This window comes from Amycolatopsis sp. cmx-4-83 (assembly GCF_046548815.1).
GTDB lineage: Bacteria > Actinomycetota > Actinomycetes > Mycobacteriales > Pseudonocardiaceae > Amycolatopsis > Amycolatopsis pretoriensis_A.
Genome location: NZ_JAEBEF010000010.1, coordinates 255401 through 265830 on the forward strand (window position 1 = coordinate 255401; position 10430 = coordinate 265830).

A 10430-nucleotide genomic window follows, 5' to 3' on the forward strand; every position below is an offset into this window, starting at 1 on the left:
CGATCCTCTTAAGCGCCGGAGAGCGTATTACTGTTACAACGAAGACCCCGGAAGCAGCCACCGAAAATGACCAACAAACCAGCGGCGAAACCGGTTTTTCTCGTCGATTGACACCCTCGGATAACAACACCACATCCGCCGTAACATCTCGCGTCCGAGGCAGCGATCTCCGAGGGGTGAGCCGAAACCGTGTCAGATGGTCGATCGCGATCGCTGCCGTGGTCGTCTGCCTGACCGCCGCCGGCGCGATCGTCGTGCTCGGCGGCGGCGGTGATGCCCCCGCTGCCGGGCGGAGTGCCACGGCGGAGATCACCGAGCAAGGCGTTTCGCTGATGGTGGAAGGCATTCTCATCACGGGTCCGGCCGGGGTGGCACCCGCGGGCACGATCCTCACCGCGGAAGCCGGGACCGGCGCACCGTTCGGCAAGGGTGCGTCCATGTTCGCCGGCACCGGCTCGCCGCTCGAACTGAAACTCGCGAACGGAATGGAACCCGCGAAACCGATGTCAATCCGCTTCCCCGTTCCAGCTCCGCCACCGGCCGCCGTAGCCGGAGCGGTGCTGACGAATCCGGCCGGCACTGCCGCGACACACTTGATTCCGGCTGTGTACAACGCCAGGGAGCGGACGTTGACCGCGGAAATCGATCACCTCAGCAGCTTCTGGCCGGGCTTTTTCGACTTCGGCAAGCTGACCGAATCCGTCAAGCGCTTCGCCGGGCAGACGACCGGGATCACCTCGGCCCGGCCCAGCTGCGCGACCTCACCCGCGACGACCGGCGACGGCACGAGTGTGACGCTCGGCGGCGCCGCCGGAAATCCGGTGTGGTCGTGCCTTCGTGTCGAGAACGGCCAAGCGGTCGTCACGATGACGCCCAACTCGCCTCTGCCGTGGCTGCTCCGCGCCGCTCCCGAGGCCGTTTTGGAGCCCCCTGGCACCGTGGACGCCGGCAGGGCGGCCGTGCTCGCCGGCTACGACACCCTGATCAAAACCAAACCGTACGCCGAAGGACTCCTCATCCCGGGCGTACCGCGGACCTACCGCTTCCCGGTCACCCGGCTCCCCGGTGTCATCACCGGGAAGATCGACGCCGGAACTTATCTTGGCATGGCTCTGCTGTTCGGCGTCGAAGAGGCACTCGAGGTCTTCAAGAGCGGCGCCGGACACCTCGAGACTGCCGCCGACAGCATGCGCTGCCTCGGCAACGCGATCGAAGCCGCGCACGTCCCCACACCACCGACCGCCGAAGCCGTCGCCAATCTGGCCAAGGCAGTGCTTTCCTGCGTCAGCACGGCGGTGAAAGACGATCAGGCAGCCAGCCGGGTGAAGGTGGTGTTGAGCATCCTCACCACCGGCATCAGGCTGGCCGCAGCCGGCCTCGAAGGGGTCGTCCGCAGCGCGAGCAGCACCGACACGTTCACGATCAACGTCGATGCCCACGTCCCACCGACGGACCTGCACCGCACCAAGCTGACGTCGGTCCGCGTCCCGGCCTCCCTCTGCGACACCAACGGCGACTTCACCCTGCGCAACGGTTCCGCCAGCGGTATCTCATCCCGGTACGGGCCCCTCGACGCCGGTACCAACAACACGATCGTCTACGGCGACCTCGACGGCGACGGCCACGACGAAGCCGCCATCGACGACTACTGCAATTTCAGCGGCGGCAACGGCATCCCCGGGCAGGGATTCGTCGTCATCACCGGCAAGAGCGGCAAACCCGCCCCGGTCGGCATCGTCACGGCACAGAAGCAGACACCGCAGACGTACACCTCGGGCGTCGAAACGATCGCGATCTCCCACGGCCGCATCGAAGCCACCGAGGACTGGTACCGGCCCGACGACGCTCACTGCTGCCCCAGTGGCCGCGCGCAGACCACCTGGACCTACAACGCCGGCAAGCTCACGCCGGGAAAGCCGAGAATCTAGTCCGCGCGAGCAGTCACCCAGGCTGGACCGCAGGATTCCACCAGTTCCGGTCGAGCGGGAGCGTCCGAGCTGTACGGCCGCGCGTGCCGGCCGGGCAAGCTGGACCTCGGCAAGCCTTGACCACGGCGGCTCGGGTCCCCAGCCCCGAAATTCTCACTGCCTCAAGCAGCCCGGTCGTTACCCTCTTTCCATGACGGCTGACGTCTCTCTGGACAAGTTGCTCAAGTTCTCGAATCTGCGAGCCCGGGTCAAGCTGAACCAGCGTGGGTTGGCCGACACGGGCGGGCTCGGCGACCACGGCCTCCAAACCGTCGCCGGCGGCGACGTTCGCCTGGAAGACCTTGAGGACATCTCGATCTCTTCGCTGACAAAGCACTTCGCCGACGATCTCGAACACCACCCCAGCCGACAGGCCAATGCCCTCGCTGTCCAGTTCGAGAACGGCAGCAGGCATGAGGAAGTCGACCTCATGTTCGAGCGAGACGGCTCGGTATTCGTCGAGTTCACCCTCGACGGCGGCAACTCGCGAGGTCTGCCGTACGCACGCCGGCACGCGGACGAGACGTTCTTGTCCGCGGGCGCGGTCGTGCGCTGGCTGGAGCACATGCCTGCCGACGAAGAAGTCGACGAGGACTACTGGCGCATCGGGTTGACCGTGACCGACGACAAGGTGACGGTCGGGCGGCTCTGCGCGGCGATGAAGGCGACCCGGGCGGCCCTGTGCACGTTCCGAGGCGAACTCGGCCCGGATCGTCGGGTCGAGTTCAGGCAGCACCTGCTCGACGGACGGTTCGGGAAAGTGCTCGGCACTGCGGAGTCGGCCTGGCTCGAGTGCAAATCCGACCTGCTCCTCGGCCAGCGCGAGGCGAACAAGAACCTCACGAGGGAAGTGTGCGGCTTGGCCAATGGCCGCCAGCCGAGCCTGCTGGTGATCGGCCTCAAGACCGAACCTCTCGAAGGCCGCGACGTCATCACCGACATCACGCCCGTACCGGCCAGGGTGCACACAGCCGAGCGGTACCGGAAGATCATCGACAACCACATCCAACCCGTCATTGCGGGCCTGGAGATCGACATCCTGCCCGCCGACGGCGGGGTGCTGGTGGTCCTCAGCATTCCTGCACAGCCCGAACACACGAAGCCGTTCGTCGTCACGAAGGACGACAGCCTGGTGATCTACGAACGCCGGGGAGACCGGACCGTTGCGCTGTCTGCAGCGGAGGTGCGCGCTCTGCTGACCGCGGGCTGGCGGAAGTAACCGCCTGCAGCTTCGTCCGCCGCGGGCGAGGAGCTTCCGATGTTCATCGCCGCCGATGACCACGACCAGCGGGCAGCCAGGAGTGCCACTGCGCCGGCCACGACGTTCACTGCATGGCCAGGCCGAGTGGCCGATCTTGGTGCACCAGGAACTCAAGGTTTCGTTCAAGCCGAGCCGGTCGCGCCGACCGGACCACGATCTGGGCCTCTTCCGCTTCCCGGCAGCCAAGGTGCGCTGTGTATTCCTGCTGTGCCGCTACGAGCTGAACCGTTCATCGCCGACTGTTTCCGGTTCGACCGGGACAAGTTCGTGCCAGTCGCCGGAGAGGCCGCCGATCGGCCTGCACTGATCGGCCGGCCGCCAACCGCCGGGCCAAGTCGAGAACGGCGACAACGGGTGAGCCGCCAACGCGTGGAAGTCCGCCGCGTGGGCGAATGACACCCCATCGAACCGGGCACGTCCGTCGAACGATGCCCCACTGAACGACGCCCTTCCGCTGAACCTCGCGGGCTGGTCGGTCGTCGCCGTCTCTAAGCGCTCGGCCACGAACGACCAGGTGGCGTCGATACCCGCCCAGCCGGCGCCTTCGGCCGTGTCGAACCTGGTCTCGCCGGCGAAGGACACCCCGCTGAAGTCGGCTTCGCCGTCGAACGACGCTCCGTTGAACAGGTTCACCCCCTCGAAGGAAGCACGGGCAAACCGGGCGTCTCCGGAGAAGGACGCAGCACCGAACATGACGTTGCCGGCGAACTGCGTCTCCCAGAAACCCGCGACCGCGGCGAACGACGCACCGCCGAACATCACGACGCGACCGCCCGAACCCGGGACGAACGATGCTCTGCCGAACCACGCTTCCTGGGCGAACGATGCCCGGCCGAACCAGACATCACCGCGAAACGCCGCTCGGTCGAACACCGCCTCGCCGTTGAACCGCGCTTCGGTGAACTGCGCCTCCCTCGTGAACCACGTCTGGCCGAAATAGACCTCCCCGGCAAACCGCGCCGCGTCGAACCGGGCGTCCTGCACGAACCTGGCGCCCTCGAACGACGTCTTACCGGAAAACGACGCCCTGGCAAACCCGGCCTGATCCACCAGGCAACCGGCCAGATCGAAATCGACGAGAGCGGCGCCAGTGAGATCGAGGTTGGCCCCCGCCCAGAAAGTGGCGACCGGCTTGTCGTGGTCGGCACCAGGGTGCAAGTGATCGCGCAGGATGCGTTGCGCAGTCAGCCGCACCTCGCGCTCTTGCACACGCCCCTCGTACCGAGCCTGTGTCAGCTCGTCAGCGTCTTCGCCGGGCACCTCGCCCGGCGGTACCCACGGCATCCTCAGGTAGGCGCACAGCACGTTGACCACCATCTGGCGCAGCGCAGCCGGGACGGGGTTGTCCTGAGCAAGCCGCTCCAGGGCGTACAGGCCGCCGAGGCGGACCGGAGCCTTGTCGGAGCCCAGCTGCTCGACTGCGGCGCTGTACAACTCGGTCACTCGGCGGGCGGCGGCGTCGCTTTCCGATGCCTCGGCGACCCGCTCGGCGTGCAGCCGGTTGACTTCGGCCACCTGCTCAACGTGGCTCTGGGCGCGCTCGCGCTGCGCCAGCTCCAATTCCTGCGTGCGCTGCCTGCGCGCCGCGAGGTACAGAGCAAAGAGACCACCACCGCCCACGGCGATCCCGGACGCGGTCTTGATCGCGTCCAGCTGCGACGACAGCCGATCCTTGTCCGCCGGGCTCGCCAGCGCCAAGCCGTCGATCCACTGCCACAACAGCAGCAGCGCACCACCGGCGACCACCAGAACCACGACACCGACCACGGGCACAGTCCACCGCGGCAGCGGAGGCCGTCGCACAACCGGCAGCTCGGGCGGTCGGGGCTGCTTGTCGTCCACGCCGGGATCATGGCTGCCGCTGCACCAATTCGGCATCCGCTTCGGGCAAATCCACCCGATCGCGGCAGCGCTTCACCTGGTGAAGATCTTGCCGGGCCTACGTCAGCGAGCGTCCGCTCAGCGAATCGTCGTTTCCGTCGGACAGACGTGTACGTCGAATTCACGAGGGCCGAGACACGACTCAGCCGCCATGCCTCGCATAATGCGGACCCAAATTCGATGCACGTTCGTTTCCGGAGGCAGAGCGAAGATCGACGCGCGGAGAACGCGGAAGGCCTCGCACCGATTCCGCTGTGCCGGGCCTTCCGCGTGTCGCCAAGAGTGTTACTTCTTCTTGGCTGCCGAGGTGCGCTTGGCCGGAGCCTTGGCGGCGGCGGGCTTCTTCGCCGCGGCGGTCTTGGTCGCGGCCGGCTTGGCGGCGGCCTTCGCGCGGGTGGTGGTCGCCTTCGCCGTGGTGGCCTTGGCCGCGGTCTTCGGAGCCGTGGCGGTGGCGGTGGCGGTGGCCTTGGCGGCCGGCTTCGCCGCAGCCGCGCGGGTCCGCGTGGTGGCCGCCCGCGTGGTGGCCGGCTTCGCGGCCGCGGCGCGGGTCGTGCGGGTCGTGGTCGCCTTGGCCGGGGCGGCTGCGGCGGCGGTCTTCGTGGCCGTCGCGCGGGACGCGGTGGCGGTGGCGCGCTTGACCGGGGTCGCCTTGGGCAGCTTCTTGGCGCCGCCGACGACGTCCTTGAACGTGGTGCCGGCGCGGAACGCGGGCACGTTGGTCTTCTTCACCTTCACGGCCTCGCCGGTGCGCGGGTTGCGCGCAGTGCGAGCGGCGCGGGCGCGCTTCTCGAACACGCCGAAGCCGGTGATGTTGACCTTCTCGCCCTTCTTGACCGTCCGGATGATGATGTCCACCAGACCATCGACGGCCTGGGCAGCCACCTTCTTGTCATCGCCCAGACGCTCCGACAGCGCCTCGATCAGCTGGGCCTTGTTCGTCATTCCAGTCCTCCATAGCGGAACTCGCCACGGCCCATCTCGGCCGACCTCACACAGAGTATTACCAAGGTGGCCAAAATCCAAACGAGGGTGACGACGAACTTTCTTGTGCCGCCGGGGAAACAGCGACAACTGTGCCGCAGTCGAGTCCCACCTGGACACACACGCGCAGCAAGAATATTCGCTTGACCTGCGCCTACGTGGACCCCGACCAACTATGGTCCATAAAGGACACAGCGCAGATCATCGCTCACCTGTTCGATGTCAGCACGGGGAAATCCCTGACAGTTCAACAAGTACCGGCACTCGATCGGCCCAGCAACGTACCCACCAAGGCGCTGGTCTCCTCGTCCAGTTCCATGGCGAGCGACGCCGCCATGGCGGTCAGCTTGTCCGCCGTCTCCCGGACTCCTGCGAGGTTTCCGGCGCGGAACTCGATCCTGAGCAAGTCGCGGTAGAGGATCTCGCTGACCGGTTCCGCTTGCAGGCCACGTCTCACCGCTCGACGCGCGGCCGGCAGCTCACCGGTCTTCTGGTACGAATCGGCCAGCGTGTGGGCGACGTCGACGATCGCGTCGACCATCTCCCGCTGCAGCCAGGAACTCCACGCGTACCGGCCCGCCGGAACGTTGCTGAACGGCGTGCCGTGGACGAAGTCCAGGGCTTCCTGCAGGTCAGGAATCGATACGTCGGACCGGGCGAGCCCACGCCGGGCGAGTTGCCGGAAGTTCGCCCAGTCGCTGACGAAGCTCTCGGACACGCGGTAACCACCCTGCCTCGCATCGACGTTCGGCACATAGAGTCCGCCGTCAGCATCGCGGCCAAGCCACGTCCGAAGCCGGGAGATGTACCCCTGCCGGGTGGCGGCCGACCACGGCCGGGAATCCGATCCCAGCTGCCGGGAGATCTCGTCCGCGGTCACTCCCGGGTGCAAGGCGAGGTAGGCCGCCAGTTCGGTGAGCCGGTTGAGCTTCTTACCCTCCACCGCCTGCGGGTCCACACCCTCCAGCAGGACCGGGCCGAGCAACCGCAGGAACGGCTGCGCAGGCCGATCCTGATCCGGCTGGTCCGGTTCACGCTTGAGCCTCGCTGGAACACCGGTGTCCTCAGGAGGGACGTTCCGGTACTCCTCGGCCGGAACCTGGATGGCTTCATCGGCCGAGGTGAGAGCTGACACGAGCTCATCCGCCTGCTCCGCCGAGAGCCGTTGCAGCTGAATGTCTTCCCCGAGCGGTTCCACGAACGAGCGAGCGGAGCCCACGTCGAGGTGCCAGGCACTGGGCAAAATCAGCCCTTCGCCGCAAGGTGCGACCACAGCAGCGACGCTCTCGAGCTGCTGGAGATGCCTGGTCTCCAGCGGATCGGCCGCGAGAACAACGTGGACCTCCCCTGGCTCACGGGTCTCGAGCACCGCTTCTTCCCAGGAAAGGGCGAACCGAACACGGTCTGGTTGACGTTCAGCCGAGCTTTGCCCGGTGCCCACAACGGTGACGGTCGTGGTTTCGGCCCAGGGTGCGACGGCGAGCTCCCAAGCCAAGGCGAGCACGACCTCTTCGACGGCATCTCGATTCCCGTCCAGGACCACTACGCCGATCTGCGCCAAGTCCACCAGCACGAGGTCGCGGCCGGCCGTGCGCCCCAACGACGCCAGAGCGGGGTACGGCGCAGGTGCTTCGGAGTCCAACACCACCACGGGGTCGAGCTTCCACTCGGTGGCGGAGTCCGACTCGAACGGGGACAGCGGTTCAGCTGGTTCGGTCAGCAGGAGCTTGACCCCGCTGGGCCCGACTTTGATGGCCTGGACCAGCGGCAGACGACCACCAGCGGACCGGGCGAGAGTTCGCAGAGCTTGGTCCAAGGTCTCCACCGTCGCCGGTTGCTCGACGGTCTCCAGCCCTGCCTCGAAGTCACCTCGCTGCGGCAACCGGACGCGGTGGCCGGGACGGCGCCGCTGCCGCGCGCGTCGGCGCCGAACGGCCAGCAGGCTCAGCAAGCCTGCTGCCAGCACACCACCGACGACCAAGCTCAACGCGGACGAGTCGCCGTCCTCGGCCGCAGGCGCTGCGGGCGGTGGCGTCGGCCGTTCATGGACAGGAGGCGCCGGCGGCTGCGCCAGCACAGGCGGCGGAGCGGGAGCTGCGCACGGCTCCGCCACGACGGCGGGGCCGCCGACCGGCGAACCACCCCCGCCCGCACTCGGTTTCACCGAAGCGGGAATCCGGAGAACGTCACCGGGGTGGATGTCGTCGACATCGTCGATTGGCCGGCCGGACCGCTGTGGCCGGCCTCGGTTGAGGTCGAAGATCTCCCGGTAGCGGGCCGCGTCGCCGAGGTTGTCGCGTGCGATCTTCGAAAGCGTTTCCCCCGGTCGCACGATGACCTCTTCGCAGTCTCGCCCCTCGAAGTGCGGCAGCTGAAGCACCCAGCCCGGGCGCACCAGCCCCGGATTTTGGAGCGATCTGCCGTCAGCCTGGGGAACCCCGCGGTTGAGGTCGAAGATCTCCGGATACCGCGCCGCACTGCCCAGTGACCCGGCCGCGATCTTCGCCAAACTCTCCCCGGGAACCACCACGTGACTGGTCGACCCGGCATCCGGTGCCGGTTGTTCGGCCGCCTCGGCCGCAGTTCCGGTGAGCAGCACCAGCAGGAGCGCGGCTGCGACACGCTGAGCCCACCCGCATCCGGCAAGTCGCGGTGCGGCGGCGCCGCGGAGCCGCGCGATCACCTCCACGGCGATCGCGACGAGCAACTGAAGCCAGGCGACCACGCCTGCGACGACCAAGAGCAGCAAGAACAGCGTGCCGTTGTCCCGGCTCGTCGACCACGAGACGACTTCGGTTACGTCCGGAACGTGATCGGGCAGGTAAACAGACCGGAACCGCCAGAGAGCCAGCGGAGGGCCCCCGACGATCGAACTCAGGACGACTCCGCAGAGCGCGGTCCGCACACCGGGGATTCGCATGGCAGCACCTCCTACCGGTTGCCGGAGATCACCACGGCGGCACCGTGACCGTGGACGAGGAAGTCCGGCACCCCGATGGCGCCGAGGAAGACCGTCGGGCGCGACACCGTCGTCTCCACGACCACTCGGCCGTTCTCCCATCGAGCGTGCCCCGCGGCTCCGGTCGCGACGAGGTATCGCTGCGCCTCGGCCACGGCCGCGCCGGGATCGACATCCGCGTCCCCGCCGTCCGCCAGTGCCTGGACCCGAAGTGCTTGGCCGCCGGCACGTGCCGCTTCCTCCGCGATCGCCGTCGCCTGGGCAGAGGCCTGCCCCTTGCGGGTCCCATCGACGGCGAACCCGATTCCGACGAGCACGGCGATACTCAGACCCAGAACGAGCACCGAGGCTGATCCCCGCTCGCCGCGCAACGCCCTCATCGGCGTGCTCCGTACCGGTCGATCGGCGAACGGAAGCGAGCTTGGAGGGTCTTGGTCCCGCCGACGCCCGGCACCGCCAGGTCGGCCAACGACACGTCACAGTCGACGGTCGCCACGACGTATCCCGTTTCGCCGAGCGGCCTGCCGAAGTCGCTGGTGTCCACCACGACGTCGAGGCTCTGGCAAGCGAGTCGCTGTTCGCTCAGCACCGCACGAGCACGCCGGTCCGCCGCCGCGGCAGCAGCTTGGCCATCACGGGAAATCGACGCTGCTCGGGCAGCCGACCGAGCCGCTTCGTCGATCACCGCGTCGGCGATCAGGATGCGGATGCCGGCGATCCCCAGCCCGAAGAGGACCAGGAGCGCGATGACACCGATGGCCGCTTCGACGGTGATGTCGCCGCGCTCGCCGTTCACGGCCGCAACTCCTCGATCGGGCCCGACGACGTCTGGCTGATCGGGAAGTCGGCGAAGGGCACCAGCGAGACGGCGTCACCGGTTACCGTGACGCTGACGTTGCGCCCGTCGCTCGATGCCCGTGAGGCGACGTTCCCCAGCCAGGTACCGGTCGCGGTGCGGGCGTACGCGACCGCCGCGGAAGCTGCCGACGCTGTGTCCACCGGTGGAAGCCGTGCCGAATGGACCCCGTCGCGGGCGGCGTCGAGAGCGACACCGCGGCCGAGCAGCACCACTGCGGTTTGCAGGATCGCCCAGGCCACGAGCAGGATGGCGCTGAAGATCACGGCCGCGGCGACGTTGTCGTCACCGCGTTCGCCGAGCATCAGTGGCCGCCGATCAAGGGCAGCTTGCCGTTGACGAACGCGGTGATCCCCGCGCCGATCAGCGTGGCGACCGTGATCCCCAGCGCGGCGTAGAAGGCTTTGGTGATGTTCTCGTCTCCGCGCTCGCGTTCGGCCTGGAAGCGGCTGAGCCGGAACCGGAGCTCCCGGTCCAAGAAGAACCCGAGCTGCAGCAGCCGGACCACTACGTTGCCGATCATGG

9 protein-coding genes are annotated in these 10430 nt (G+C 67.8%); 2 read left to right on the forward strand and 7 right to left on the reverse strand.

What is annotated here, in order from left to right; genetic code table 11:
• The first annotated feature begins 218 nt into the window (after nt 1-218).
• Nucleotides 219-1928 carry a hypothetical protein gene (locus ACLJQM_RS30685; RefSeq protein ID WP_410633788.1) on the forward strand — a complete coding sequence of 570 codons (1710 nt, stop codon included), beginning with the start codon at nt 219-221 and terminating at the stop codon, nt 1926-1928.
• A gap of 190 nt (nt 1929-2118) precedes the next feature.
• Complete coding sequence (locus ACLJQM_RS30690; protein WP_410633789.1) at nt 2119-3186, forward strand: helix-turn-helix domain-containing protein; 1068 nt, start codon at nt 2119-2121, stop codon at nt 3184-3186.
• Nucleotides 3187-3441: 255 nt separating this feature from the next.
• On the opposite strand, the gene ACLJQM_RS30695 is transcribed toward ACLJQM_RS30690, so the two are convergent.
• The 7 genes from ACLJQM_RS30695 to ACLJQM_RS30725 all read right to left on the reverse strand — a co-directional run bounded on the left by ACLJQM_RS30695 (nt 3442) and on the right by ACLJQM_RS30725 (nt 10428).
• Nucleotides 3442-5070 carry a pentapeptide repeat-containing protein gene (locus tag ACLJQM_RS30695; RefSeq protein WP_410633790.1) on the reverse strand — a complete coding sequence of 543 codons (1629 nt, stop codon included), beginning with the start codon at nt 5068-5070 and terminating at the stop codon, nt 3442-3444.
• 324 nt (nt 5071-5394) lie between these two features.
• Nucleotides 5395-6051, reverse strand: coding sequence for an HU family DNA-binding protein (locus tag ACLJQM_RS30700; RefSeq protein ID WP_410633792.1), 657 nt, complete (start codon nt 6049-6051; stop codon nt 5395-5397).
• 286 nt (nt 6052-6337) lie between these two features.
• Nucleotides 6338-9010, reverse strand: a complete 2673-nt coding sequence (locus tag ACLJQM_RS30705) for a LysM peptidoglycan-binding domain-containing protein (protein ID WP_410633793.1) — start codon at nt 9008-9010, stop codon at nt 6338-6340.
• Between the two features lie 11 nt (nt 9011-9021).
• Nucleotides 9022-9393, reverse strand: coding sequence for a hypothetical protein (locus ACLJQM_RS30710; protein ID WP_410633794.1), 372 nt, complete (start codon nt 9391-9393; stop codon nt 9022-9024).
• A 32-nt stretch (nt 9394-9425) separates the two neighbouring features.
• Complete coding sequence (locus ACLJQM_RS30715) at nt 9426-9845, reverse strand: hypothetical protein (RefSeq protein WP_410633795.1); 420 nt, start codon at nt 9843-9845, stop codon at nt 9426-9428.
• Nucleotides 9842-10210: a hypothetical protein gene (locus ACLJQM_RS30720; RefSeq protein ID WP_410633797.1), complete on the reverse strand. Its 369-nt coding sequence runs from the start codon at nt 10208-10210 to the stop codon at nt 9842-9844. The genes ACLJQM_RS30715 and ACLJQM_RS30720 overlap by 4 nt, the downstream gene beginning before the upstream one ends.
• Nucleotides 10210-10428 (reverse strand): hypothetical protein, encoded by a 219-nt coding sequence (locus tag ACLJQM_RS30725; protein WP_410633799.1) that lies wholly within the window; start codon nt 10426-10428, stop codon nt 10210-10212. Before ACLJQM_RS30725 ends, ACLJQM_RS30720 begins: the two co-directional genes overlap by 1 nt.
• Nucleotides 10429-10430: the final 2 nt, after the last annotated feature.

What these genes read in the sequence shown, in the direction of transcription:
- ACLJQM_RS30690 (WP_410633789.1), top strand. Translation starts at nt 2,119, where the DNA reads ATGACGGCTGACGTCTCTCTGGACAAGTTGCTCAAGTTCTCGAATCTG.
- ACLJQM_RS30700 (WP_410633792.1), bottom strand. Translation starts at nt 6,051, where the DNA reads ATGACGAACAAGGCCCAGCTGATCGAGGCGCTGTCGGAGCGTCTGGGC.
- ACLJQM_RS30705 (WP_410633793.1), bottom strand. Translation starts at nt 9,010, where the DNA reads ATGCGAATCCCCGGTGTGCGGACCGCGCTCTGCGGAGTCGTCCTGAGT.
- ACLJQM_RS30720 (WP_410633797.1), bottom strand. Translation starts at nt 10,210, where the DNA reads ATGCTCGGCGAACGCGGTGACGACAACGTCGCCGCGGCCGTGATCTTC.
- ACLJQM_RS30725 (WP_410633799.1), bottom strand. Translation starts at nt 10,428, where the DNA reads ATGATCGGCAACGTAGTGGTCCGGCTGCTGCAGCTCGGGTTCTTCTTG.